We start from the raw sequence: 25,230 nt of genomic DNA, 5'->3' as shown, positions 1-25,230 counted from the left end.
GTTGTTTTTTATTTCAAATCAAACTTCGTCTTCATAAATAATATTTTCATCGGCTACTTGGTTGATTAATACACCGGCTGCAACTTCTTCAAGTGCTCTTCCGACGCTTTTTACTGAACGGTAAGAATGTAATAACTCATTGCGCTGTTCCTGTATTTCACGTGCACGTTTTGCAGCTAATGTAACCAATGTATATTTCGAATCTACCTTACCTTTTAATGAGTCAACTGATGGATATAACATAGTTTATTCTCCCTCCAACATCTGTAAGTATCTCTTTTCCACACGTTCTCTGCGGCAATGCTCTGCTGTTACAATCGCATTGACACGGTCACATGCTTTAGAAACCTCATCATTTTCTACTACATAATCGTACAAATGCATCATTTCTAATTCTTCTCTCGCTTTAAGTACACGATCTGCAATAATATCAGACGCTTCTGTACCTCTTCCAATCAAACGACTCTCTAAATGGCTTATACTTGGTGGCGCTAAAAAGATAAACAAACCGTTCGGTACTTTTTCCCGAACTTGTGCTGCACCGACAACTTCAATTTCAAGAAACACATCACGTCCCGCATCAAGTGTTTCATTGACATAGTCAAGTGGTGTTCCATAATAATTCCCCACGTATTCGGCATATTCAAGAAGTTTTCCGTCTTGAATCATTTCTTCAAACACTTCTCTTGATCGGAAGAAATAATCTACGCCGTCTACTTCGCCTTCTCTCGGGTTTCTAGTAGTCATGGAGATAGAATATTCATAATTGGTACCTGGGCTTGAAAAAAGTTCTTTACGAACCGTTCCTTTACCAACGCCAGATGGACCTGAAAGGACGATTAAGAGTCCTCGATGTTTGTACATGTAATCCCTCTTTATTATGTATTCATATACACAACATATCTGCCCCTAGTTCCTATAATAACATGCATCATCCAACTAGTTAGGCCTATGTGTGCAATCTGTTGATATTATACCATAATCATGCGATGAGTGCTAAAATGGAACAAAACGAAATGAAAGAGGAATCCGTATGGCATTTGATGGTTTATTTACAAAAGCAATGGTAAGCGAATTACAGCAACTGAAGTCAGGTCGGATTTCAAAGATCCACCAACCCAATTCACAAGAAGTCGTTTTTCAAATCCGATCGAATAATAAAAATCATAAATTATTAGTCTCATTGCATCCTTCTTATTCGAGGATACAATTGACTAATGAAATATTGACAAACCCGGCGGAACCACCGCTATTTTGCATGGTTCTCAGAAAACAACTAGAAGGCGGTCTCATTACGTCTATTGAGCAGCATGAGACGGATCGCGTCGTCACTATTCATGTACAAGCGCGCAATGAACTCGGAGATCAGATTGAACGGCAATTAGTAGTAGAAATAATGGGACGTCACAGTAACTTGATTTTATTAGATGCTTCACGGGATCTGATCATCGATAGCATGAAGCATTTACCACCATCCGTAAACAGTTATCGAACTATTTTGCCCGGTCAGCCGTATATCCCAGCTCCTGCGCAAGATAAAGTAGATCCTTTCAGCACAAATGATGAAGATGTCATGACTATATTAGGTGTTGTACAGGAACCAAAAGACATCGTTCGACAATTTGCAGGCTTTTCACCGCTAACAGCTACTGAACTTCTTTATCGTCTGCAACAAGACTCCACTCGGTGGCTAAGTATTTGGAAATCTTTTTTAGATAGTTTTAGTGTAAATACGATGAAACCTATGGCAGTCGAAAATGAACGCAAAACTTTATTTTCAGCAATAGAACTGACACATGTGGAAGGAACTACTCAATCATTTGAAACTTTAGGCGATCTTCTCGATAAAGTCTATTTCGCAAGAGCAGAACGAGAGCGTGTCAAATCCCAGGCAATCGATTTGGAACGTTGGCTGTCTAATGAAATTTCTAAGCTAGAAAATAAAATGAAAAAGTTGGAGAAAGAACAACAAACTGCACAAGACTTGGATACTTTAAAGTTGTACGGGGAACTTTTGACTGCCAACAGCTATATGTTGCATAAAGGTGATACTGAAGTGACAGTGGACAATTATTATGAGCAGGGCACGACGGTTACGATTCCACTGGATCCTAGAAAAACACCAATTGATAATGCGCAAAAGTATTTCTCACGCTACTCGAAAGCAAAGACGGCACTTATTCGTATTGCAGAACAGCTTGAAAAGACAAAAGATGATATCGAATACTTTGAAATGGTACGCCAGCAAGTATACCAAGCATCTCCAATTGACATAGAAGAAATACGTGAAGAACTAGTAGAACTTGGATTTATGCGCGCACGTAAAAGTAAAAAGAAGATCAAATCAAAAAAGCCTTCACCTGAGTCATTTATGTCATCTGCTGGTATTGCTATTTCTGTAGGCAAAAATAATAAACAAAATGATTATGTAACGTTCAAAGTCGCTGCGCGTGATCATATTTGGCTACACACGAAAGATATACCAGGGTCTCACGTCGTGATTCATGACGCGAATCCTGATGCACAAACTATAGAAGAAGCTGCGACATTGTCTGCATACTTCAGTAAAGCACGAGAATCATCATCCGTCCCTGTAGATTACACAGCCATCCGACACGTCAAAAAACCTTCTGGTGCTAAACCAGGATTTGTCATTTACTTTGAACAAAAGACCGTCTTCGTTACACCAGACGAAGATTTAGTTCGGAAACTCCGGAAGTAAGAAATGAGTTGTTCCATAAAAAAGGGGCTGTCGAGAAAATCAGATGTTACTGACTTTCTCGACAGCCCTTTATTCTTATAGCGTACCTTGCTTTAGTTTCGTGTGCCATTCAGTTAGTTCATTCATAGACTCTTCCTCAATTGCACCTTGTTCTTTCGCTACTTCTGCAAGCGCTGCAAAATTTGTTAAGCTATGGTAGGAAAGATTAGCTTCAGCAAACTTTTCATCTGCTTTTTGAAGTTCGTATGTAAAGATCGAAACAATTCCGCTCACTACTATCCCTTCAGCTAACAAAGCATTTGCTGCATTTAAACTACTACCACCTGTCGAGATCAAATCTTCAATAATCACTGCTTTTGCGCCGGGTTCAATTTTCCCTTCGATTTGACGGCTTTTCCCATGCGCTTTTGCGGAAGAACGGATATATACCATCGGCAATTTTAAAATGTCCGCTACCCATGCAGCGTGTGGAATACCAGCTGTTGCAGTACCCGCAATAACTGTAGCATCCGGATAGTGAACTCGAATCAATTCGGCTAAACCTTCTGCAATTTCCTTACGCCCTACTGGATCAGCCATCGTTAAACGGTTATCACAATAAATAGGTGATTTAATACCGGAAGCCCATGTAAATGGATCTTTCGGGTTTAATGCCACAGCCCCTACGTTTAATAAAATTTGTGCTACTTCTTTTTGTCTTGTCATGAAGTAATCCCCTTCCACAATGTATTGACTTTTTCATATGCGTCACGTGGGTTTTCCGCACCTGTTATGGCACGGCCTACTACAATATGCGTGGATCCTTCTTGCCAGGCTTTTGCCGGAGTAGCAACACGTTTTTGATCGTGTACATCCCCTGATGCTAAACGGATGCCTGGTGTGACTTTGAAGAAATCTTTACCACAGACTTTTTCAATGATTTTCGCTTCTTGTACAGAACATACTACACCGTCCAAGTGAGCAGATTTTGCAAGCTTGGCATAATGCTCTACGGACTCATGGAGAGGAACGGTAATCAGTTGCTCTTCTCGCACTTGCCGTTCATCCGTAGAAGTCAGTTGGGTTACAGCGATTAGAGCAGGTCTCTTTTGACCGGCTAGTGTGCCTGACTCCAATCCTTCAAGAGCGGCTTCCATCATAGTTTTCCCACCAGCTGCATGAACGTTGACCATATCCACTTCCAACGAAGCTAAAACACGCATCGCTGATTTCACGGTATTTGGTATATCATGTAATTTTAAATCCAAGAAGATCGAGTAGCCTTCTTCCTTTAAACGTGCAATCATTGCAGGTCCTTCTTTATAGTACAATTCCATTCCTACTTTAACGTTTACAGAACGGTCCAATAATTTTAGAAATTCAAACGTTTTTTCAGCAGAATTAAAATCTAAAGCGATAATTGGGGAGTTATTCATACGCGGTGACTCCTTCCAATCAATTCTGAAACATGGTCAATTTGCAAGTCGTCCAATTTTGCAGGTAACTGTTCAATAATAGTCGGGCAAACAAATGGATCTACGAAATTCGCTGTACCGACTGCTACTGCACTAGCTCCCGCTGACATAAAGTCAATAACATCTTGCACACAAGTGACGCCACCCATTCCAATGATAGGGATATTGACCACTTGACTGACTTCGTACACCATACGAATTGCCACCGGCTTCACAGCAGGGCCTGATAAGCCACCTGTTTTGTTAGCGATGACTGGTTTGCCTGTCTTTTCATCCAAGCGCATACCGACTAGTGTATTGATCATAGTAATGCCATCTGCACCACCTGCTTCCACCGCAAGCGCCATGGACTTAATATCCGCTACATTAGGTGATAACTTCACATAAACTGGCACCGCTGATACTGCTTTTACCGCTGCTGTTAATTCTTTTGCCACCGCTGGATCTGTTCCAAATGCTATTCCGCCACATTTCACATTCGGACACGATATGTTTAACTCTAGGGCATGAACATTTGGCGCTTTTGAAAGTTCTTTTGCCACTTCTACATAATCCTCTGTTTCAGAACCTGCTACGTTCGCAATAATTGGAACGTCAAACTTCTCGAGCCACGGTAACTCATTTTGTAATACTCCATGTAATCCAGGGTTTTGTAATCCAATAGCATTTAACATACCTGAAGACGTTTCGGCTACACGCGGAGTAGGATTGCCGTAACGAGTTTCAAGTGTTGTAGCTTTAATCATAATTGCACCTAATTGAGAGAGATCATAAAGATTACCATACTCTTTCCCAAAGCCAAAGCAACCGGAAGCAGGCATAATTGGATTTTTCAGCTCTAAGCCGGGCAATGTAATCGCTAATCTATTCATATTTGCACCACCCCTGCTGGAAATACTGGACCATCTGAACAGACTTTAACGTATGTTTTATCCGTTGCATTTTCATTTGTATGGCAAACGCAAGCGAAACAAGCACCGATTCCGCAGCCCATACGTTGTTCAAATGATAGAAATCCTTTTTTATGCACATATGCTTTTTGTACCGCGTCAAGCATCGGCATAGGTCCACAGCTATAAAATGTTTCGAATTCATTAGAAAGCTTACTCATAATATTCGTCACGAATCCCGCTGTTCCATTCGTACCATCTACCGTCGCAATATGCGTCTCGCCGAGCACCGCGAATTCTTCTTCATAAAAGACCACATCATCTGACTGAAACCCTAGAATATGAATACAATTAACACCTTTAGCTGTTAATTGTTTAGATAATTCATAGAGTGGAGGGACACCAATCCCCCCACCTATCAATATAGCAGTTTGACCAGCTAACGTTTCTTCCACTGGAAATCCGTTACCTAAAGGTCCTAGTACATTCACAATATCCCCTTCACGTTTATGGGACAGCAATTGCGTGCCGTGTCCTTCCGCGCGATAAATAATCGTCATTTCATTTTTTTCAGCGTCAATATTCGCAATAGAAATTGGACGACGTAATAATGGTTCAAAGGAATCTGATACGCGAATATGGACAAACTGGCCAGGAGAAGTAATTTCTCCGACCAGCTTTCCAGTGAGTTTCATTTCGAAAATATTTTTGGCGATTTGCTGTTGCGATCCGACAGTCATCAAGTCTTGGATGATCATTGAATCACCTGTGGTTTTGGCATAGCGTCTGTTTGGAATGTCATAGATTCAATTACCGATAGCATGGCATTTGCTGTATCGATTGAAGTAAACGCCGGAACGCCATTTTCTACAGACTCACGACGTATTCTAAAGCCGTCACGCGCAGGTTGCTTCCCTTTAGTTAGTGTATTGATCACTAACTGCGCTTGCCCTTTTTGAATGACATCGATCAAAGTTGTTCCTTCTGTACCGATCTTGCCTACTGTTTTCACTTCGATATTCGCCTGCTCAAGTGCTTTAGCAGTACCCTCTGTCGCTAAAATTCGATAACCTATTTCCACGAAGCGTTTTGCCATATCGACAATTTCTTCTTTATCTTTATCAGATACAGTCATGAGAACGGATCCGTATTCTTTCACTTCCATACCAGCAGCGACCAAGCCTTTATATAAAGCTTTCTCTAGCGTGCTGTCTTTCCCCATAACCTCACCCGTTGATTTCATTTCTGGTCCGAGTGTTATGTCTACACGGCGTAACTTAGCAAATGAGAACACAGGCACTTTAACATAGACACCTGCTGGAGCATCTGCTAATCCATCTGCATATCCTTGTTGTGCAATAGATTTGCCTAAAATCGCTTGTGTCGCAACGTTAGCCATTGGAATATTCGTGATTTTACTCAAAAATGGTACTGTACGACTAGAGCGTGGATTCACTTCTATTACATATACTTGCCCTTCAGAAATTACAAATTGGATATTCATCAACCCGCGAATTTTCAAACCGAGCGCTAGACGTTTTGTGTAATCTGCAATCGTTTCAATCATTGACTGTGAAAGATTTTGTGGCGGATAAACAGCAATTGAGTCACCTGAGTGAACACCCGCACGTTCAATGTGTTCCATAATTCCAGGAATTAATACTGTTTCGCCATCACAGATTGCATCTACTTCGATTTCTGTACCTGTTAAGTATCGGTCGATCAAAACAGGGTGCTCTGGACTGGCTTTCACTGCATTTTCCATATACTGCAATAATTCTTCTTCATGATAAACGATCTCCATCGCACGCCCACCCAGTACATACGAAGGACGCACAAGCACAGGATATCCGATCTCTGTAGCAATCACCACAGCTTCCGGAACAGATAATGCTGTTTTACCAAGTGGTTGTGGTACACCGATTTCATGAAGCGCACTTTCAAATTTGTCGCGGTTTTCTGCACGATCGATATCTTCAAGTGATGTTCCAAGAATTTTAACACCACGTGCCTCTAACTCGTCAGCTAAGTTAATTGCCGTCTGGCCGCCAAACTGAACAATTACTCCTTCTGGCTGTTCTAGATCAATGATGTGCATAACGTCTTCAATCGTCAGTGGCTCGAAGTACAATTTATCAGAGATAGAGAAGTCTGTAGATACTGTCTCCGGATTATTATTCACGATAATCGCTTCATAACCAGCTTCTTGAATTGCCCATACACAATGCACTGTTGCATAGTCGAACTCTACACCTTGTCCAATTCGTATCGGACCTGATCCTAAAACAACTACACTTTTCTTATCGGTTCTAACAGATTCATTTTCTTCTTCATACGTTCCGTAGAAATATGGTGTGTCTGATTCATACTCACCTGCACATGTGTCTACTTTCTTATACACCGGAATAAGTTCTTGTTGTTTTCTCCAGTCGTACACTTCACGCTCAGTCGTCTTCCAAAGTTTAGCCAGCGTTACGTCTGCAAAACCTAAACGCTTTGCTTTATAAGCTACGTCATAGTCATATGGGTTGTTTTTCAATAACTCTTCATAACGCACGATAGTTTCAAACTTGCGTAAGAAGAATAGATCAATTGCGCTCCAATCATGTAACGTTTCAATTGTCACTCCACGGCGCAACGCTTCACCGATAAAGAACAAACGTTCATCTCCCGCTTTACGAATACGCTTCTCGATCCAGGCATCCGTCATATCTTCTCCACCAGGAAGTGATAAGTCGAATTGACCGGTTTCTAATGAACGAACAGCTTTTTGAATCGACTCTTCAAATGTACGACCCATTGCCATCACTTCACCAGTTGCCTTCATTTGTGTCCCCAAGTTACGTTTTGCTGATTCGAACTTATCGAATGGCCAGCGTGGAATTTTTGTGACAACATAGTCTAAAGTCGGCTCAAAGCAAGCATACGTATTGCCTGTTACAGGGTTCATCATTTCATCTAAAGTTAAGCCGACTGCAATTTTCGCAGCTAATTTTGCAATTGGATAGCCAGTTGCCTTAGATGCTAATGCTGATGAACGACTCACTCGCGGGTTTACTTCGATGATGTAGTAATCAAAGCTATGCGGATCAAGTGCTAACTGTACGTTACATCCTCCTTCGATTTTCAATGCGCGAATGATACGGAGAGAAACATTACGCAACATTTGATTTTCACGGTCTGTTAGCGTTTGACATGGCGCTGTAACGATAGAGTCACCTGTATGAATCCCTACAGCGTCTACGTTTTCCATATTACATACGACAATCGCATTATCTGCTGAGTCACGCATTACTTCATATTCAATTTCTTTAAAGCCGGCGATGGATTTCTCGAGTAAACATTGTGTAACTGGGCTGTATTTCAAACCGCTTGCTACAATTTCTTCTAAATCTTCGTCGTTGTGACAGATTCCTCCACCCGTACCACCGAGTGTAAATGCCGGACGTACAATGACCGGGTAGCCAATTTCATTAACGAACGCATACGCTTCATCGATATTGTGGATAATCTCACTGTCCGGAACCGGCTCTCCCATCTCATTCATCAAGTTACGGAACAGGTCACGGTCTTCTGCCTTATGGATCGCATCTAGTTTCGTACCTAAAATTTCAATTTCCAGTTCATCTAAAATTCCTGACTCTTGTAATTCAATCGCCATATTCAATCCTGTTTGGCCGCCTAATGTAGGTAGTAATGCATCAGGGCGCTCTTTACGAATGATGCGGCTGACGAATTCCAGTGTAATAGGTTCAATATATACTTTATCCGCAATTTCTGTATCCGTCATGATCGTTGCCGGATTAGAGTTAATCAGAATTACACGGTACCCTTCTTCTTTTAATGATAGACACGCTTGTGTACCCGCGTAGTCAAATTCAGCGGCTTGCCCAATAACAATTGGACCTGAGCCAATGACGAGAATGGATTTAATATCTGTACGTTTAGGCATGAATATTCCCCTTTCGGTTGCTTGCAGTCATCAATTCAATAAAACGGTCAAACAAATAGCTAGCGTCTTGTGGTCCCGGTGATGCTTCTGGATGGAACTGTACTGAAAATGCTTCATATTTCTCACTGCGCACACCTTCTACACAATTATCATTCAACGCTTTATGCGTTACTTCCAGCCCAGTTCCGGCTAATGAATCTTCCAGTACTTCATAGCCGTGACTTTGTGAAGTTAGGTCTGTGCGGTTCGTATTTAAATCTTTGACAGGATAGTTGCCGCCAATATGACTGTTTTTCATTTTTGCAGTTTTTGCACCACATGCCAGCGCAAATAACTGATGCCCAAGGCCGATCCCGAAAATCGGCTTTTTACCAAGCAGTTCTTTAATCGTTTCCACTGCGCCTGCTACATCTTCAGGATTTCCCGGCCCATTTGACAGTAAGATCCCATCTGGGAATAAAGCTAAAATTTCTTTTGCTGAAGTATCAAAAGGCACAACGATTACATCACAATCTTTTTTATTTAGCTCACGTAGAATTCCGTGTTTAATACCATAATCAATAACGACTACACGCTTTCCTAGACCAGGACTTGGATACGGCCGTTTAGTAGAGACTTTAGACACTAAATCTGTCGGAAGTTCATAACCTTTCACTTCGGTAATCACTGCATTTGTATCAATTTCTTCTCCTGCAGCTGTTAGTTTACCTTTCAAGGCACCTTTTTCACGTAATAAACGTGTCAATTTTCTCGTATCAATTTCTTGAATTCCTGGAATCCCTTTTAATGTTAGTAAATCACCTAATGACATGCCACTGCGGAAGTTTGAAGGTTCTTCTGTTAACTCCCGAACGACCAATCCGTTAATAGCAAGATCGATTGATTCATAATCATCGCGGTTAATTCCGTAGTTGCCGATTAACGGATACGTCATCACTACGATTTGTCCGCAACCTGACGGATTAGAGATTGTTTCCTGATAACCTGTCATTCCTGTTGCGAATACCGCTTCTCCTACTGATGCATTCTCTGCTCCGAATGCTTTACCTTCGAATATAGATCCGTCTTCTAGTACTAAATATCTTTTTGTCATTATTGACCATCCTTCCAAACGATGTCTCCACCGAAAATTGTCATTACAGGCCATCCAGCGCATTCCCAGCCGTCAAATGGAGTATTTTTCCCTTTTGATACAAATGTTGTACGATCAATTTTTTGCTCTTTCTTTAAGTCGATCAATACTAGATCAGCAGTTGCTCCTACTTCAATTTTACCGTATGGCAAGTTGAATACTTCAGCCGGCTTTACAGTCATCCAATCAAGTAGTTGCTTTAGCGACCAATGACCAGGCTTTACGAAGTTTGTATACAATAGAGGAAATGCTGTTTCGAATCCAGTAATACCAAATGGCGCTTTCGCTATACCTACTGCTTTTTCGTCCGCTGTGTGCGGTGCATGGTCAGTTGCTATACAATCTAACGTGCCGTCAAGTAATCCTTGTCGCAAAGCTTCACGGTCTTCTTTGGAACGCAGTGGCGGATTCATCTTCCAGTCTGCATCGTCTCCTGGAACATCGTTTTCTTCTAATAATAAATGGTGGGGACTCACTTCTCCCGTTACGTGAATGCCCGCTCTTTTGCCATCTCGAATGGCGCGGACGGATTCTTTTGTGCTGACGTGGCAAACATGATAATGCGCGCCAGCAGCTTCTGCCAAGAGAATATCCCGCGCAATATGTACTGACTCACAGATGGAAGGTATACCTGGTAACCCAAGTTCTTTATTGCGTGAACCTTCGTGCATAGCTCCGCCGTAGATCAATGTATTGTCTTCGCAATGGGCAACAATCGGCATATTAATAGCTGCCGCGTCTTGCATCGCTTCATACATCATGCCCGCTTCTTGTACGCCAACCCCATCATCCGTGAATGCGAACGCACCGTGTTCTTTTAATTCCGCTAAGTTCGTACGTTCTTTCCCTGCTTCTCTAATCGTAATGGATGCGTATGGCAATACTCGAATTCTGGAATTTTCTTCGATTAACTGATTAATTTTGTTTAAATTTTCTTTTGTATCTGGTACAGGACGCGTATTCGGCATAGAACAAATGGTTGTATAACCGCCTTTTGCCGCTGCATGTGTCCCTGTAGCGATCGTTTCTTTATGCTCTCCACCTGGTTCTCTTAAATGAACGTGCACGTCAATAAAGCCCGGTGATAACAACAAATCTTTTCCTGAAATAACCTCGCAGTTTTCTGAAGATAGCTCGTTGCCAATCGCTTCAATTTTGCCTTCTGAAAGGAGTACATCCGTTTCAATGACTGTACCTTCTTCATTTACCATCTGTACTTCTTGAATTAAAGTTTTCATATTACTTCCGCCCCTTTAATATTATTTCTAGAATAGCTGCTCTAATATATACACCATTTTCTACTTGTTTAAATATGCGAGATTGTGGACTTTCGATTAAACTATCCGCAATTTCGACATCTCGATTCACAGGTGCCGGATGCATGATGATCGCTTCTTTTTTCATTCTGGTTGCACGTTCTATCGTTAACCCATACTGCTCATGATAGGCAGTTTTCGTATACGCCATTTCGGTATTATGCCTTTCATGCTGAACACGGAGGAGCATAACGACATCACTCGTGTCGATTACTTCATCCCAATTGTCCACACTGTCAAATTCCCCAGCCCATTCAGGTGGACATAAGAAAGTGACTTGAGCCCCTAATTTCCGCAAAGCTTCCGCATTGGAACGCGCGACACGACTATGCGAAATATCACCTGCTATTAACACTTTCAATCCTTCAAAGCTTCCGAACTCTTCTTGAATCGTGAAGATGTCCAATAACGACTGCGTCGGATGCTGGCCAGAGCCATCTCCTGCGTTAATGATTGCTACGCTAGTACGATCGATTAATTCTTTATAGAAGCCGTCAGACGGATGACGTATAACTAGCGCATCTAGACCGATTGACTCTAATGTCTTAATCGTATCATATAGCGTTTCTCCTTTTAAGGTGCTGGAAAAACTAGTTTCAAACGGGATGACTTCTGCTCCAACTTTTCTTTCTGCCATTTCAAAACTTGTTTTTGTCCGCGTACTTGGCTCAAAGAATAAATTACAAACGGTGTAAGTACCTGGTAGCTCACGGAAGCCTAACCGTTTGAAATTGGCTGCCCGTTCCAGTATGAGCATGATTTCTTCTACAGTTAGATCTTTCATCGAAACTAAATGATCCATCCGATATTCCCCCTTCACGAAATGCAGGTTTTACTACAACGTTGTTACGACTCGTCTTCGTCATCCATTAATGTGGAATCTTCTTTACCAGGTAAAACTATATTCAATAGGACACCGACGATTGCTGCCAAAGCCATACCTCCCACTTCAAATGTAGGACTGAATTTGATAGTTGCCCCACCAATCCCTATTACTAAAATGATGGATGCTATAACTAAATTGCGCTGATTATCAAAATCGATTTTATGATCGATCAACATTCGAATACCTGACGAGGCGATAATCCCGAACAGTAGAATGGAGATTCCACCTAACACAGCCGTTGGAATCGTTGCGATCATCGCCATCACTTTACCTAGGAAGGAAAATACAATGGCGAATATTGCTGCGCCCAATATAACGTACACACTATACACGCGAGTAATAGCAAGAACCCCTATATTTTCTCCATATGTAGTTTTTGGCGGTCCGCCTACTAACCCGCTGATTAATGTTCCCAATCCATCACCTAGTAATGATCGATTCAGTCCCGGGTTATCAATGAAGTTCCGATCCACTACTTTTCCAAGGACGAGTTGATGGCCTATATGTTCGGAAATCGTGACAATAGCGATTGGCACCATAATGAGTAAAAGTGTAGGTGTTACGACGAAAGGATAATCAATTCCCGGAATGAGCATCTCTGGAAAGGCGAACCATTTCGCTTCTATGACTGCACTGAAATCTAAAATCCCTATAAACGCTGAATATCCGTACCCTACGATAATTCCAATGAGAACAGGCATTAAGCTAATGATTCCTTTGAAAAACATTAAGCAAAAGACTGCTGATGCTAACGTAACAATCGCCGCTGAAAAATGCAGTCCGCTGTAGACAGATTGTCCATCCACGGTAATCGTGCTAGCCATACTAATAGCTGTCGGCGCAATCGCTAATCCTATGACCATAATGACCGGACCTACAACAATTGGTGGCAGGATTTTCATAATCCACGCGTATCCCGTCTTCCAAATGATTAACGAGATGATGGCATACACTAAGGCTACAAACATACTTCCAATCATCGCACTGCCGATGCCACCTGTTTGCGTAGCTATCTGAATCGGAATGATGAAAGCGAATGATGATCCTAAATACGCCGGTACTTGAAATCTCGTCACTAAAATAAATACAATCGTTGCAATGCCACTTGTCAATAAAGCAATCGCCGGACTCAATCCAACGAGTTGCGGAACTAAAATCGTTGCACCAAACATCGCAAACATATGTTGTAAACTTAATATAATCCAACGAGTGGGTTGTGGTTTTTCATGAATATCTAATACTTTTTGACTCATCAACTGTTCCCCCGAGCTGCTTATAATGTACGTGTATGAATCGTTACGCCATCTTTTCCGTCTGTTTCAATCATACTAACTACTACCCGTTCTTCACTTGACGTCGGGATGTTTTTACCAACAAAGTCTGGTCGTATCGGCAACTCTCGGTGGCCGCGATCTACTAACACCGCAAGTTGAATAGAAGAAGGTCTTCCCAGATCCATAACAGCATCCAATGCCGCTCGAACGGTTCTACCTGTGTACAGTACATCATCTACTAAAATCACTTTTTGATCTGCTACATCGTGTGCAATGTTCACTTGCTGTACAAGAGCTTCTTCCTGATTGTTCTTTAATTGAAGATCATCCCGGTAAAGAGTAATATCTAACTCTCCTGTTTTTATAGGTTTTCCTTCAATAATTTCAATTCGATCTGCCAACCGCTTAGCTAAAATAGCTCCTCTTGTTTTGATGCCTACTAATATACAATCATCGATGCCTCTGTTTTTTTCAATAATCTCATGGGCGATTCTCGTAACTGCCCTTGTGATGGCTTGATCATCTAGTATCGCTGCTTTCTCAGCCATAATCATGGTTCCCCTTTCTTGTCTTGTCTTTTCCATAAAAAAACCCACCAGTCAGAAGTGACCGGTGGGCAGACGTGCAGAAAAAAGCATACATTGATCCTAACCGCAGTAAGGTATCATGTAATTCCGTGCAACCTTCCCAGCCTCACAGGACTGACTTTAAAGGTATCGCTATTCAATTGCTTAACCGAGTATACAGCTAGCATGTATCATTTGTCAATGATTTTATGGACGTAAATCATTTAGTAATTGTTGATAATTTTCTGGCAACGGTGCTTTGAATTCCATATACTCGCCAGTCGTTGGATGGATAAAACCAACAGTACCTGCGTGTAAAACTTGCCCGCCAAAGTCTATCGTTTTTCTCGGACCGTACTTTGGATCTCCTACTAGCGGATAGCTAATGTATTTCATATGCACGCGAATTTGATGTGTTCTACCTGTTTCCAGTTTGCATTCGACCAGTGTATAGTTACCAAAACGCTCTAGTACTTTAAAATGAGTGACAGCGTGTTTGCCATCATCGACGACCGCCATCTTCTGACGGTCACGTTTGTCTCTTCCAATTGGTGCATCGATTGTTCCGTTGTCATGAGGAATATGACCATGAACAAGAGCAGTATAGACGCGTGTCACCGATTTTTCAACTAGCTGGTTTACTAACGATACGTGCGCTTTATCATTTTTAGCTACCATTAATAAACCTGAAGTATCTTTATCGATTCTGTGGACAATTCCCGGTCTCATCACACCGTTAATACCTGATAAATCTTTTACTTGATACATTAATCCATTAACTAGTGTACCTGTTAAATGACCCGGCGAAGGGTGTACGACCATGCCGACAGGTTTATTAACGACTAACACATCAGCATCTTCATACATAATTTCCAATTGCAGATCTTCAGCTACGATATCATATTCTTCTGGTTCTGGTTGTAATACAGAAATGGTATCCCCTGACTTTACTTTAATATTTGGTTTAACCGTGCTGTTGTTCACTTGAATATGTTCGTCTTTCACCCATTGCTGGATTTGAGTTCGCGACCATTCAGGTTGTAACAAAGCGAGTACTTTATCGATTCTGTTTCCAGCAAGTTCTTCTGTAATTTCAAATTCAATTCTTTCCATTATGACACCTTTTTCTTTTTCTTTTTCTCATCTAGTACGACATGCAATAAGATAAGTATAACAGCAATCGTGAGTGCGGCATCCGCCACGTTAAATATCGGAAAATCATAGCGGATCACTGGAATTAGGACGCTAATAAAGTCCACGACTTCCCCTCTCCACAGACGATCGATAAAATTACCGATCGCACCGCCAAGCAACAACATTAAACTGATGCCAAGTAACCGATCTTTTTTCCCTTCTGTATGGAAGAAGTAAAGAATAGCAACTACTACTACTACGGTAACGATAAAGAAAAGCCACATCTTCCCTTCAAGCATTCCCCATGCTGCGCCTCGGTTCCGATGCGAAAATAAGCTTATATAGGGGTCCATAATTGAAATATGTTCACCTAGTTCCATGTTTTTCACTATGAGCCACTTCGTTAGTTGATCCAGTCCAATGACTAGTGCGGCAATTGTATAATAAAAGATCACTGCTCGTACCTCCGTCTAGCGAATTTCTAATTTAGTTTACCACAAATATTGATCTGTATTGTATTTAGTCACTCTAAATACAATAAAAAACCATCATCATCCACGAATGAATGATGATGGGTGTAATATGAAGAGTGCTTACGCGTAGTTTTCTTTCACAACAGTTGCGCATCGTGTACATAACGTTGGATGCATTTCATCTTCTCCGACGATCGTGGAGATTGTCCAACAACGTTCACACTTTTCACCCTCTGCAGCTTCTACTAATACAGTTGCACAATCTAATTTCAAAGCACTCGGAAGTTCTGCATTGTTACTTTCTTCAAATGCTGAAACGATGAAGAATTGCGCAAAGTCAATATCAGATGCTTTCAGAATGCCTTGCTGATCTTCTGGCAAGACTACTGTTACTTTTGCTTCTAAAGATTTCCCAATCACTTTTGCATTTCGCGCTTCTTCTAAAGCTTTTAAGACATCGTCACGTATCTCCATCAAATGGTCAAAGCGTTCACGTAGTTTTTCCGCTACGTCACCTTTTTGATTTGCTTCTGGCATATCTGTTAATTGAACACTATCTACCTCTTTCACTTGCAGGCATTCCCACATCTCATCTGCAGTATGAGGCAGAATCGGTGCAGTCAATTTTACTAGTGTCAGTAACGTATCATACATAACAGACTGCATTGCACGACGATGTGGATGGTCAGCGCTTTCGATATATACTACATCCTTTGCAATATCCAAGTAGAATGAGCTGAGAACTCCTGTACAGAAATTATTCACCGCATGGTAAACAGTAGCGAATTCATAAGCTTCGTATGCCTGACGCACTTCTTCGATCAAGTCTTGAAGTTTTACGTAGACATATTGATCGACTGGACGCATATCCTCGAACGACACACGGTTTGTTGCAGGATCAAAGTCTGCTACGTTACCGTGCAAGAAACGAAGTGTGTTACGAATCTTCCGGTAGACTTCAGAAACTTGTTTAAAATTGGAATCTGATACGCGGACGTCCGCTGTATAGTCTACAGATGAAACCCAAAGTCGTACAATATCGGCACCTAGTTGATTAATTACTTTCGCCGGCACAATGACATTTCCTAAAGATTTACTCATTTTGCGACCATCTTTATCCAATGTAAACCCATGGCTTAAAATGCCTTTGTAAGGTGCAATACCATTAATCGCTACACTTGTAGTCAATGAAGAGTTGAACCATCCGCGGTACTGATCAGAACCTTCTAAATATAGATCCGCAGGGTACACTAGATCATCACGCTCATCGAGTACCCCTTGATGTGTCGTGCCCGAATCGAACCAAACGTCCATAATATCTGTTTCCTTACTAAACTCACCGTTCGGGCTGCCTTCATGTGTGAAGCCTTCAGGTAATAATTCTTTTGCAGAGCGCTCGAACCAAATATTCGAACCGTGCTCGCGGAATAGTGCTGCTACATGACCAATCGTCTCATCAGTCAAAATCGCCTCACCGTTTTCCGCATAAAATACTGGAATAGGAACTCCCCACACACGCTGACGTGAAATACACCAATCTCCACGATCACGAACCATATTAAACAGACGTGTTTCACCCCATGATGGCGTGAACTCTGTCTGGCGAATAGCTTCCAGCAGATCTTCTCTAAATAGATCAATTGACGCAAACCATTGAGCAGTCGCACGGTAGATTACCGGCTTTTTCGTACGCCAGTCATGTGGATATGAGTGAGTAAAGAAGCTGAGCTTTTTAAGTGCACCTACTTCATCCAACTTTTCTGTAACCGCTTTGTTAGCATCTTCATAAAACATCCCTGCAAAGAATGGAGCTTCTTCCGTCATGACACCACGGTCATTAATCGGAGACAATGCATCAATACCATAAGTCTTACAGACGTAGAAGTCGTCTTCCCCGTGTCCTGGAGCTGTATGAACACAGCCTGTACCAGCATCAGCTGTAACGTGTTCCCCGAGCATCACAAGGGAGTCACGATCGTAGAATGGATGTTTAGCAACGACGCGATCCAAATCAGCGCCTGCAACTTCTTGCTCGATGGAATAGTCTTTCCACTCTAACTCTTTCGCTAAAAACTCTACTAAATCTTTTGCGACCAGCAATTTTTCGCCATTGACGTTCACTACTACGTACGTAAAATCAGGATGAACAGAAATTCCTAAGTTTGCGGGAATAGTCCAAGGAGTCGTCGTCCAAATAAGAATTTTCACGTCTTCTGCCAAGACGCCTTTCCCGTCACGCAGAGGGAAGCTAACGTAAATAGATGGTGATTTTTTATCATGATATTCAATTTCCGCTTCAGCCAGTGCAGACTCACTTGACGGTGACCAGTACACTGGTTTCAACCCTTTATAGATATAGCCTTTTTTCGCCATCTCTCCAAACACTTGGATTTGTCGTGATTCAAAAGCAGGCTTTAGCGTAATATAAGGATTTTCCCAATCTCCGCGCACACCTAAACGTTTGAATTGCGTGCGTTGATTGTCAATTTGTTGAAGTGCGTATTCTTCACACATTTTGCGGAACTCCGCGACGCTCATTTTTTTACGGTCGACACCTTTATTGGAAATTGCCTGCTCGATTGGCAAACCGTGTGTATCCCACCCTGGAACATATGGTGCATGAAAACCTGACATCGATTTATAACGAACGATGAAGTCCTTCAGCACTTTATTGAGTGCGTGTCCCATATGTAGGTCTCCATTTGCATACGGCGGTCCGTCATGAAGAATGAAGAATGGTCTTCCTTCTGTCCGTTCTTGAACTCGCTTATAAATATTTTTCTCATTCCATTTTTCCTGCATTTTAGGCTCGTTATTCGGTAAGTTCCCTCGCATAGGAAATTCTGTTTTCGGCATTAGTAACGTATCTTTATATTCCATTCCAAATTCCTCCTCAAATTAGTAACTCACTACACCATAGACTGTCCGTAGAAAACAAAAAAATCCCCATCCCAAAAAGGGACGAGGATTATTCTCGCGGTACCACCCTACTTGCAATCATCCTAGATAATTGCCGCTTAGTCACTGATAACGGCAGTGTAACCGGGAGAATGTACGTATCCATTATCCAGCTCCAGAGTGATCTTCGTTTTTAACACACCACTAGGCTTTCACCATCCCTAGCTCGCTATCGGTCATATTAAAAAGTACTCTCTCTATCAACGCTTACTTAGTAATTAGTGTAAGTATAAAAATGTAGCTTGTACTTGTCAAGCTTCTTCTGTTTCTTTTACTGTATTCGTTCTTTCAATTTCTTTCAGATCTTCTTCAGTAACCAATGGGGAATCCAGTTCCTTTTCAGCTACTTTTTCCACACTGGACGTGTCTAATTCATATTTCAATAAATCATCCCAGTCTTCGGTATTGATCATATCAAGCTGAGCTTCCACCATCATTTTAAATCGGCTTTTGAAGATTTTAGACTGTTTTTTCAGCACTTCAACTTCTAAAGCGATTTTTCTCGCTTGAGCTAGTGCATCATTTACTAGTCGGTCTGCATTCTTTTCAGATTCTTTCACAATTAGCTTGGATTCTTGAATTGCATTTTTCCGAACATCTTCAGCTGCGCCTTGCGCTATCAAGATTGATTGCTGCATCGTTTCTTCGATCGTCTTAAAGTGAGCGATTTTTGATTCCTTGTCTTCAATCACTTTTTCTAATTCTTCGTTTTTCTTTATGACATTCTCAAAGTCTTTCATGAGTTGTTGTAAAAATTCATTGACCTCATTTTCATCATAACCACGAAATTTCGTACTAAACGTTTTGTTATGTATATCCGTAGGGGTTAAAGCCATAAAATGCTTTCTCCTTTCAGTCTAATCCATCTCAGGAAGATCATAATAGTCTATATTACTTGATTAAACACTACTTCTACTATTTTATCAAGGTTTTCCCTGTCAGACTAACGCACCAATCATGACACGGATTTTATCTTTTCTTGTGCGTCCCTCAATATTGAGAACTTTATAACGCCCAAAACCTCTGATAGATACTATGTCTGCTTCTTCCACTTCAAATGCTTGTTGATCTATCGTCGTCCAGTTTACTTTCACCTTCTCACCTTTAATCAGTGAAGATGCTTTTGCCCGTGAACTAGTAGTCAATGCTGCTACGACTGTATCAATTCGTAATGAACTGATAATATGCAGTTCTTCGGTCCATTCTTCCAGAACAGTTATACGATCTTCCTCTTTCAGTACCGGCTGGACAGAGATTTTCACTTTGCCGACCTGCGTAAAGTTCACGTGAATATATTCTGCTACTTCAGTTGAAACCGCAAATTGCACTCTCTCTTCACTCAGACGAATATCGCCAAAACGCGAGCGGTCAATTCCTACTGACAATAAAGAGCCGAGTACTTGTGAATGCTTCATCGTAACAAACTTCTGCGGATAGTGGATCTCATATAAACTAATTTGAAAATCTTCTGCCGCAGGTGTGTAATAATCTGGATAAATTAACACGCGTTCGCGCTCTGAATTCGGGAAGCCACCCGCTACTGACATCATTAGGTCTGAATTTCTAACGATAGATTCTGCGATAAATCGTTGTCGGGGATCTAAGAACTCTGTTAACTTAGGGGCATACGTATCTTCTACTTCTTTCACCCAACTATTCACTTTTTCAATAAAAGGTTGTTCCTCTTTTCGAAAATGCTGGAAAATCGATTCCATTGTACATCTTCTCCTTATACAAAAAAACCCCCACCCTTGTGAGGATTTCCGTTTTCAATTGATAGCCTGTCTTACAAAACTCCTCTAATCATGAAGTAAATTTGAACAATTCCACGATTGATTAATTGCAATGCAAACAATGCAGCGATCGGAGAAATATCAATCATTCCTAGCGGTGGGATGAACTTTCGGAAAAACCCTAGATAAGGCTCAGTCACTCTGCCTAAAAGCTGTCCGAATTTTGTTTCTCTCGTTGAAGGAAACCAAGACATCAAAATATAGATGATCAATAGGAAGGAATATATCTGAACCGCATTCCGAATAAATAAAACGATATTAAATAATAATGCATCCATAATAGCATGTACACCTCATTCAAAATTGTCTGTTTTCTACAAGAGTAGAAACTTCAGGTAGACGAAACCTTTTTTATTCCGGCTGAAATTCTGTAATAGATCCAGCAACTTCTACATTTTCAGGTGCACAGATGAATATGTCTGTTCCTACCCGTTGGATGTCTCCACCTAGTGCATAAACGGTTCCGCTTAAAAAATCAATAATTCTAAACCCTTGGTCACGCTCAATTCTTTGCAAATTCACGACAACAGACCGCTTATTTTTAAGATGTTCAGCAATTTCTTGCGCTTCTGCATAGGAATGCGGTTCTACTAAAATTACTTTAGATGACTTTTGTATACTTTGCAAACTAATGACAGGTGCTGTCTGTGGTTTGAAAGCAGGGTTTGGAGCGCTTGGATGTTTCTTGCTGTTCATTCTTTTTGATTCTTTACGAGCAGGGGGCTGACTGACTCTTTTTTGTTTGGCTGGCGGCTCTTTTATGACTTCTTCGTCTTCCACCCAAAACATTTTTTCAAATCGCTTTTTAAGACTCATTCAGTTTCCTCTCTTTCTGTTCCGGCTAATGCGGTTCCGATGCGTATATGCGTCGCACCTTCTTCGATTGCGATTTCAAAATCATTTGACATACCCATCGATAATTGCGTGCAGGGCGCATAGGAAAGATTTTTAGCTGCGACAGAATTCCGTATTTCTCGCAATGAACGGAAAACGTGACGAATAACTGATTCATCTTCCGTGTTAGGTGCCATCGTCATCAAACCTATCACATGAATGTTCTCATAAGCCGCTAATTGCTCAAAAAAGCCTTCTATTTCTTGAGGTGTAATTCCAGACTTTGACTCTTCTCCAGACACATTAACTTGTACGAAACAGTCTACCGGCTTAGTTGAACGTTTATTCACTTCTTTTGCGAGGCTTAGACGATCCAATGAGTGAAGGCAGTTCATACGATCAATTAACTCTTTTACTTTACGGGTTTGAAGATTCCCTATAAAGTGCCAGTTTACACCATGTTCGTCAATCGTTTCTTGCTTTTCAAGTAAACCTTCTAAACGGTTTTCACCTAAGTTTTTCACACCTAAATCGAGTATTGCCTGTGCTCTTGCAGCTGAGACTTGTTTAGTAACCGCAATTAAAGTAACTTCATCTGAACTGCGTTGAACTTTATCACATGCTTTTTTTATTTGTTGCTGTATAGTGGCCAATCGTTGTTCAAGTGGTTTCACATTATCACTACTTTTCATATACTTTGCTTCATTGTATCAAGCAAAGCACTAGATATCAACGATAAGTCATCTGTTTAGCTCTTTATCTTGGATAAGAATGATATCTTTTCCAACCGTCATAACGTCTTGATAACTTACTTTCCGAACACCTTTTGATCTATTTTCCGAAAAAAATGATCGTTCGATTTCTCCAATATGAAGATTCAAAATTTTTCCCTTGTCTATGTCGATTGTCGCGTCTTGAACAAACCCGAGGAAAGACCCCTTTTTCAATTCTATCACTTCTTTTTTTTGTAAACTCGAAAAGCGCATAGTTTCCCCTCCTTCTTTCATACTATGCAGAGGAGATTTTATTGAGAACGAAAAAACTGCTACGGACGCGGCATGATCCAGTAGCAGTCAACGTTCTATTCATTTGTTTTTTGTTCAATACCTAACCGAATTTTCTCCATCGCATGTTTTTCGATTCTAGAAATTTGGGCTTGTGAAATTCCTAATTCCTTAGCAATTTCTGTTTGAGTCTGTCCTAAATAAAATCGTTTTGACACAACTAGTTGCTGGCGTTCATTTAATTCTTCTACACTTTCTTTAATGGCTACATAGTTCATCCAGCGGTCTTCAGAGACTCGTTGGTCATGTAGTTGATCCATCATATAAATCGGGTCTCCCCCATCGCTATTCATAGGCTCATGAAGCGACATAGGGTCTTGTATCGCATCTAGAGCAAAAAGAATATCTTCTTCAGGGATGCCAGTTATTTTTTCTAAGTCTGAGATGCGCGGTTCGTATTGATGGTCATTGACAAATTGCTCTTTGGCTCTGATTGCTTTGTACGCGATATCTCTTAATGATCTTGAAACACGAACAGCATGATGATCACGTAAGTGGCGTTTAATTTCTCCAATAATCATTGGAACAGCATAAGTTGAAAATCGAACATTATGTTTCAAATCAAAATTATCTATAGCTTTTAACAAACCTATGCACCCTACTTGGAACAAATCATCTGCTTGTTCACCGCGATAGTTAAAACGCTGAACTAAACTTAGTACAAGACGCAAATTCGCAAACACCAATTCATCTCTGGCAAATTCATCGCCGCTTTGCAAACGGATAAATGTTTCTTTCATCACTTCGCTTGTCAATAATGGCAGCTCTGACGTATTGACCCCACAAATTTCTACTCTTGAACGTACCATTGGCTTTTCCTCCGCATTCTATAGGTGAGTGTAAAAGTAGTTTGTCCTCAACTGTTTAGAATATGCGGTTTCATGAATCGCCAATTTCTGCCGATAATTACTTTTTACGAAATCGGTTGGTTTAATCGATCACGTAAGTCTGAAATAATTTTCTTTTCCAGTCGAGAAATATACGACTGCGAAATACCTAACAGATCCGCTACTTCTTTTTGTGTCATTTCAATGGTGCCCATTAACCCGAAGCGTTGTTCCATAATATAACGTTCTCTTTCATCCAGACCTGAAATAGCATCAATCATATATTGCCGTTCCAATTTCTTCTCTACATCGTCTGTGATAATATCTTCATCTGTTCCTAAAATATCGGATAATAATAACTCATTACCATCCGCATCGGAGTTCAATGGTTCGTCGAATGAAATTTCAGAGCGCATTCGGCTAGTTTTACGTAAGTGCATTAAAATTTCGTTTTCAATACAACGGGAAGCATATGTCGCGAGCTTAATATTTTTATCCGCTTTAAATGTCTCAATCGCTTTGATCAATCCAATCGTTCCAATGCTTATTAGATCTTCTATATTGGTGTTCGTATTGTCAAAACGTCTGGCAATGTAAACAACTAGCCGTAAATTCTTTTCAATTAATGTGTCGCGCGCGTCAGGATCTCCATTCATCAATGCTTGTATCGCAATAGCCTCCTGCTCTTTATCCAGCGGCCTCGGAAGAGATTCATGTCCACCAATATAAAATGTTCCATTCTTTTTTCTGAAAAAACTCGCTAAATAAGAAACCCATCTTTTCATTTCAGTTAACATGTAGCCGTTCTCCTCTCTTCTTTCATCACTTCCATTGCGCTCACTTGTAAAATAGCTGCTGCTCCTTGTGGATAATTGCGCTGTTCTTTTGTCAAAACGATATATCCCGCGGGTAATCGCTGTTCATTTACTATCCAACGTGAAAATTTTATGCCTACAGCCCATGAAGCACCTTGGACTGTCTGCAAACGGATCAGTCGTAAGTTTTTTTGATACATTGAAGGAAATCCCGATAAATCAGGAGTATTTCGTGAGTCCCAATTTTCCAATGATTGTACAAATTCAATGGGCAAATGTTGCTTTACAGCCTTCCAAGCGATAAAGTGCACCGCTTCGCCAGACAATGGTTCTGTGCAATGATTACCTGTGTCAATAAATACTTTTATTGGTATCGCTTGCCCCAAAAGTTCCAATTCTGAGTCATACGTATACGTTAGTAAGTTAGCCATCGTGCGGGTATCTAACCATTTACTCTTTACTGCATAAAGGGAGAAATACGTAAGACTGATGGCACCCAGTAAGAACAGGTTATTTTTAACGATCGATACATTTGTGTAGACAATTGTTAGCAATCCTCCTGCAAAGAAGGAAGCTATCAACATGGCGAGAATAGAGTTTTTCCAATTAGCGATTGTTTGTCCAAAAGCAATGTATGTCATTCCTAAAAAAGTGAAAATGATGGCTAGCATCGAGTATGGGAACAGCGTAACAAAGAAGGCACCGATAAATGAAGCGACCCACAACCTCCTTCTGCTCGTTTGATGATTTCCTACTTTATTAGTGAATGACAGGATGGCGTAGTTAAAGAGCATGTTGATTCCTATCATCAGTTCTCCATACATGTGCCGGCCTCCTTACAAACAGATTATCATGATTGTCCTGAAAAACCTGTCAACCTTTGGATGGTTCGTAATAAAACCTTCGACAAAGTTTGAGGGGAGTAAGTGGCTTTTTCTATGCAGTGTAGTAAGAGAGTGTATGTGTGAGGATTCTCCCTACAGAACCGGACGCTTTCCTGAGGGGACGCGGCGGACTCGCCAAAAGTGCGTGGCGATTACGCCTGTCAAGTGCAAAGATGTGCTCCTTCTCGCTGCGCTTCACTCGCAAAAGCCGTCCTTCGCAACGGCTCTTCCTGATCCTCCAGGAGTCGCCGGTTCT

The 25,230-nt window shown here is 41.1% G+C and carries 25 protein-coding genes and 1 other annotated feature; of the genes, 1 reads left to right on the top strand and 24 read right to left on the bottom strand.

Annotated elements, in window-relative coordinates; genetic code table 11:
• Positions 1-18: 18 nt before the first annotated feature.
• Positions 19-243 carry a DNA-directed RNA polymerase subunit omega gene (gene rpoZ, locus DV702_RS02330; RefSeq protein ID WP_114923276.1) on the bottom strand — a complete coding sequence of 75 codons (225 nt, stop codon included), beginning with the start codon at positions 241-243 and terminating at the stop codon, positions 19-21.
• 3 nt (positions 244-246) lie between these two features.
• Positions 247-864, bottom strand: a complete 618-nt coding sequence (gmk, locus tag DV702_RS02325; RefSeq protein ID WP_114923275.1) for a guanylate kinase — start codon at positions 862-864, stop codon at positions 247-249.
• Between the two features lie 169 nt (positions 865-1,033).
• On the opposite strand from gmk, the gene DV702_RS02320 reads away from it, so the two are divergent.
• Positions 1,034-2,722, top strand: a complete 1,689-nt coding sequence (locus DV702_RS02320; RefSeq protein ID WP_114923274.1) for an Rqc2 family fibronectin-binding protein — start codon at positions 1,034-1,036, stop codon at positions 2,720-2,722.
• Between the two features lie 75 nt (positions 2,723-2,797).
• Here DV702_RS02320 and pyrE read toward each other — a convergent pair whose 3' ends face one another.
• From pyrE to DV702_RS02210, 22 genes are all read right to left on the bottom strand, one after another.
• Entirely contained in the window at positions 2,798-3,427 is a 630-nt protein-coding gene (gene pyrE, locus DV702_RS02315) for an orotate phosphoribosyltransferase (protein WP_114923273.1), read from the bottom strand.
• Positions 3,424-4,137 (bottom strand): orotidine-5'-phosphate decarboxylase, encoded by a 714-nt coding sequence (pyrF, locus tag DV702_RS02310; protein ID WP_114923272.1) that lies wholly within the window; start codon positions 4,135-4,137, stop codon positions 3,424-3,426. The genes pyrE and pyrF overlap by 4 nt, the downstream gene beginning before the upstream one ends.
• Positions 4,134-5,048 (bottom strand): dihydroorotate dehydrogenase, encoded by a 915-nt coding sequence (locus tag DV702_RS02305; protein ID WP_114923271.1) that lies wholly within the window; start codon positions 5,046-5,048, stop codon positions 4,134-4,136. Before DV702_RS02305 ends, pyrF begins: the two co-directional genes overlap by 4 nt.
• The gene (locus DV702_RS02300; RefSeq protein WP_114923270.1) at positions 5,045-5,824 is read right to left on the bottom strand and encodes a dihydroorotate dehydrogenase electron transfer subunit; all 780 of its coding nucleotides are present in this window, start codon (positions 5,822-5,824) and stop codon (positions 5,045-5,047) included. Before DV702_RS02300 ends, DV702_RS02305 begins: the two co-directional genes overlap by 4 nt.
• Positions 5,821-9,018: a carbamoyl-phosphate synthase large subunit gene (gene carB, locus DV702_RS02295; RefSeq protein WP_114923269.1), complete on the bottom strand. Its 3,198-nt coding sequence runs from the start codon at positions 9,016-9,018 to the stop codon at positions 5,821-5,823. Before carB ends, DV702_RS02300 begins: the two co-directional genes overlap by 4 nt.
• The gene (locus tag DV702_RS02290) at positions 9,011-10,111 is read right to left on the bottom strand and encodes a carbamoyl phosphate synthase small subunit (RefSeq protein ID WP_114923268.1); all 1,101 of its coding nucleotides are present in this window, start codon (positions 10,109-10,111) and stop codon (positions 9,011-9,013) included. Before DV702_RS02290 ends, carB begins: the two co-directional genes overlap by 8 nt.
• Complete coding sequence (locus tag DV702_RS02285) at positions 10,111-11,388, bottom strand: dihydroorotase (protein ID WP_114923267.1); 1,278 nt, start codon at positions 11,386-11,388, stop codon at positions 10,111-10,113. Before DV702_RS02285 ends, DV702_RS02290 begins: the two co-directional genes overlap by 1 nt.
• Before the next feature lies 1 nt (position 11,389).
• Positions 11,390-12,268, bottom strand: a complete 879-nt coding sequence (locus tag DV702_RS02280; protein WP_114923266.1) for an aspartate carbamoyltransferase catalytic subunit — start codon at positions 12,266-12,268, stop codon at positions 11,390-11,392.
• Positions 12,269-12,312: 44 nt separating this feature from the next.
• Complete coding sequence (locus DV702_RS02275) at positions 12,313-13,605, bottom strand: uracil-xanthine permease family protein (RefSeq protein ID WP_114923265.1); 1,293 nt, start codon at positions 13,603-13,605, stop codon at positions 12,313-12,315.
• Between the two features lie 20 nt (positions 13,606-13,625).
• Positions 13,626-14,174: a bifunctional pyr operon transcriptional regulator/uracil phosphoribosyltransferase PyrR gene (pyrR, locus tag DV702_RS02270; protein WP_114925808.1), complete on the bottom strand. Its 549-nt coding sequence runs from the start codon at positions 14,172-14,174 to the stop codon at positions 13,626-13,628.
• Positions 14,175-14,399: 225 nt separating this feature from the next.
• A complete protein-coding gene (locus DV702_RS02265; protein WP_114923264.1) occupies positions 14,400-15,305 on the bottom strand; it encodes an RluA family pseudouridine synthase in 906 nt (301 codons plus the stop codon).
• Positions 15,305-15,781: a signal peptidase II gene (gene lspA / locus DV702_RS02260; protein WP_114923263.1), complete on the bottom strand. Its 477-nt coding sequence runs from the start codon at positions 15,779-15,781 to the stop codon at positions 15,305-15,307. Before lspA ends, DV702_RS02265 begins: the two co-directional genes overlap by 1 nt.
• Before the next feature lie 138 nt (positions 15,782-15,919).
• Positions 15,920-18,679: an isoleucine--tRNA ligase gene (gene ileS / locus DV702_RS02255; protein ID WP_114923262.1), complete on the bottom strand. Its 2,760-nt coding sequence runs from the start codon at positions 18,677-18,679 to the stop codon at positions 15,920-15,922.
• A 74-nt stretch (positions 18,680-18,753) separates the two neighbouring features.
• Positions 18,754-18,970 (bottom strand) — a binding site (T-box leader).
• A 38-nt stretch (positions 18,971-19,008) separates the two neighbouring features.
• Positions 19,009-19,593: a DivIVA domain-containing protein gene (locus DV702_RS02250; protein ID WP_114923261.1), complete on the bottom strand. Its 585-nt coding sequence runs from the start codon at positions 19,591-19,593 to the stop codon at positions 19,009-19,011.
• Between the two features lie 102 nt (positions 19,594-19,695).
• Positions 19,696-20,472: a YlmH family RNA-binding protein gene (locus DV702_RS02245; RefSeq protein ID WP_114923260.1), complete on the bottom strand. Its 777-nt coding sequence runs from the start codon at positions 20,470-20,472 to the stop codon at positions 19,696-19,698.
• A 71-nt stretch (positions 20,473-20,543) separates the two neighbouring features.
• On the bottom strand, positions 20,544-20,828 hold the full coding sequence (locus DV702_RS02240) for a YggT family protein (protein ID WP_114923259.1): 285 nt from the start codon (positions 20,826-20,828) through the stop codon (positions 20,544-20,546).
• A 73-nt stretch (positions 20,829-20,901) separates the two neighbouring features.
• Positions 20,902-21,366 carry a cell division protein SepF gene (locus tag DV702_RS02235; RefSeq protein ID WP_114923258.1) on the bottom strand — a complete coding sequence of 155 codons (465 nt, stop codon included), beginning with the start codon at positions 21,364-21,366 and terminating at the stop codon, positions 20,902-20,904.
• Positions 21,363-22,076, bottom strand: a complete 714-nt coding sequence (locus tag DV702_RS02230; protein WP_114923257.1) for a YggS family pyridoxal phosphate-dependent enzyme — start codon at positions 22,074-22,076, stop codon at positions 21,363-21,365. The genes DV702_RS02235 and DV702_RS02230 overlap by 4 nt, the downstream gene beginning before the upstream one ends.
• Positions 22,077-22,124: 48 nt before the next feature.
• Positions 22,125-22,370 carry a PRC-barrel domain-containing protein gene (locus DV702_RS02225; protein WP_162805696.1) on the bottom strand — a complete coding sequence of 82 codons (246 nt, stop codon included), beginning with the start codon at positions 22,368-22,370 and terminating at the stop codon, positions 22,125-22,127.
• A 95-nt stretch (positions 22,371-22,465) separates the two neighbouring features.
• A complete protein-coding gene (sigG, locus tag DV702_RS02220) occupies positions 22,466-23,257 on the bottom strand; it encodes an RNA polymerase sporulation sigma factor SigG (protein ID WP_114923255.1) in 792 nt (263 codons plus the stop codon).
• 104 nt (positions 23,258-23,361) lie between these two features.
• The gene (gene sigE, locus DV702_RS02215) at positions 23,362-24,072 is read right to left on the bottom strand and encodes an RNA polymerase sporulation sigma factor SigE (protein ID WP_114923254.1); all 711 of its coding nucleotides are present in this window, start codon (positions 24,070-24,072) and stop codon (positions 23,362-23,364) included.
• On the bottom strand, positions 24,066-24,914 hold the full coding sequence (locus tag DV702_RS02210) for a sigma-E processing peptidase SpoIIGA (RefSeq protein ID WP_114923253.1): 849 nt from the start codon (positions 24,912-24,914) through the stop codon (positions 24,066-24,068). Before DV702_RS02210 ends, sigE begins: the two co-directional genes overlap by 7 nt.
• Positions 24,915-25,230 lie beyond the last annotated feature (316 nt).

It is taken from the genome of Sporosarcina sp. PTS2304 (genome assembly GCF_003351785.1).
GTDB lineage: Bacteria > Bacillota > Bacilli > Bacillales_A > Planococcaceae > Sporosarcina.
Note: the sequence above shows the minus strand (reverse complement) of the source record. Positions and strands in the feature narration are given on the sequence as shown.

Excerpts from the sequence above, each read along its gene's own strand:
- rpoZ (WP_114923276.1), bottom strand. The coding sequence starts at position 243 with ATGTTATATCCATCAGTTGACTCATTAAAAGGTAAGGTAGATTCGAAA.
- gmk (WP_114923275.1), bottom strand. The coding sequence starts at position 864 with ATGTACAAACATCGAGGACTCTTAATCGTCCTTTCAGGTCCATCTGGC.
- DV702_RS02320 (WP_114923274.1), top strand. The coding sequence starts at position 1,034 with ATGGCATTTGATGGTTTATTTACAAAAGCAATGGTAAGCGAATTACAG.
- pyrE (WP_114923273.1), bottom strand. The coding sequence starts at position 3,427 with ATGACAAGACAAAAAGAAGTAGCACAAATTTTATTAAACGTAGGGGCT.
- pyrF (WP_114923272.1), bottom strand. The coding sequence starts at position 4,137 with ATGAATAACTCCCCAATTATCGCTTTAGATTTTAATTCTGCTGAAAAA.
- DV702_RS02305 (WP_114923271.1), bottom strand. The coding sequence starts at position 5,048 with ATGAATAGATTAGCGATTACATTGCCCGGCTTAGAGCTGAAAAATCCA.
- DV702_RS02300 (WP_114923270.1), bottom strand. The coding sequence starts at position 5,824 with ATGATCATCCAAGACTTGATGACTGTCGGATCGCAACAGCAAATCGCC.
- carB (WP_114923269.1), bottom strand. The coding sequence starts at position 9,018 with ATGCCTAAACGTACAGATATTAAATCCATTCTCGTCATTGGCTCAGGT.
- DV702_RS02290 (WP_114923268.1), bottom strand. The coding sequence starts at position 10,111 with ATGACAAAAAGATATTTAGTACTAGAAGACGGATCTATATTCGAAGGT.
- DV702_RS02285 (WP_114923267.1), bottom strand. The coding sequence starts at position 11,388 with ATGAAAACTTTAATTCAAGAAGTACAGATGGTAAATGAAGAAGGTACA.
- DV702_RS02280 (WP_114923266.1), bottom strand. The coding sequence starts at position 12,268 with ATGGATCATTTAGTTTCGATGAAAGATCTAACTGTAGAAGAAATCATG.
- DV702_RS02275 (WP_114923265.1), bottom strand. The coding sequence starts at position 13,605 with ATGAGTCAAAAAGTATTAGATATTCATGAAAAACCACAACCCACTCGT.
- pyrR (WP_114925808.1), bottom strand. The coding sequence starts at position 14,174 with ATGGCTGAGAAAGCAGCGATACTAGATGATCAAGCCATCACAAGGGCA.
- DV702_RS02265 (WP_114923264.1), bottom strand. The coding sequence starts at position 15,305 with ATGGAAAGAATTGAATTTGAAATTACAGAAGAACTTGCTGGAAACAGA.
- ileS (WP_114923262.1), bottom strand. The coding sequence starts at position 18,679 with ATGGAATATAAAGATACGTTACTAATGCCGAAAACAGAATTTCCTATG.
- DV702_RS02250 (WP_114923261.1), bottom strand. The coding sequence starts at position 19,593 with ATGGCTTTAACCCCTACGGATATACATAACAAAACGTTTAGTACGAAA.
- DV702_RS02245 (WP_114923260.1), bottom strand. The coding sequence starts at position 20,472 with ATGGAATCGATTTTCCAGCATTTTCGAAAAGAGGAACAACCTTTTATT.
- DV702_RS02240 (WP_114923259.1), bottom strand. The coding sequence starts at position 20,828 with ATGGATGCATTATTATTTAATATCGTTTTATTTATTCGGAATGCGGTT.
- DV702_RS02235 (WP_114923258.1), bottom strand. The coding sequence starts at position 21,366 with ATGAGTCTTAAAAAGCGATTTGAAAAAATGTTTTGGGTGGAAGACGAA.
- DV702_RS02230 (WP_114923257.1), bottom strand. The coding sequence starts at position 22,076 with ATGAAAAGTAGTGATAATGTGAAACCACTTGAACAACGATTGGCCACT.
- DV702_RS02225 (WP_162805696.1), bottom strand. The coding sequence starts at position 22,370 with ATGCGCTTTTCGAGTTTACAAAAAAAAGAAGTGATAGAATTGAAAAAG.
- sigG (WP_114923255.1), bottom strand. The coding sequence starts at position 23,257 with ATGGTACGTTCAAGAGTAGAAATTTGTGGGGTCAATACGTCAGAGCTG.
- sigE (WP_114923254.1), bottom strand. The coding sequence starts at position 24,072 with ATGTTAACTGAAATGAAAAGATGGGTTTCTTATTTAGCGAGTTTTTTC.
- DV702_RS02210 (WP_114923253.1), bottom strand. The coding sequence starts at position 24,914 with ATGTATGGAGAACTGATGATAGGAATCAACATGCTCTTTAACTACGCC.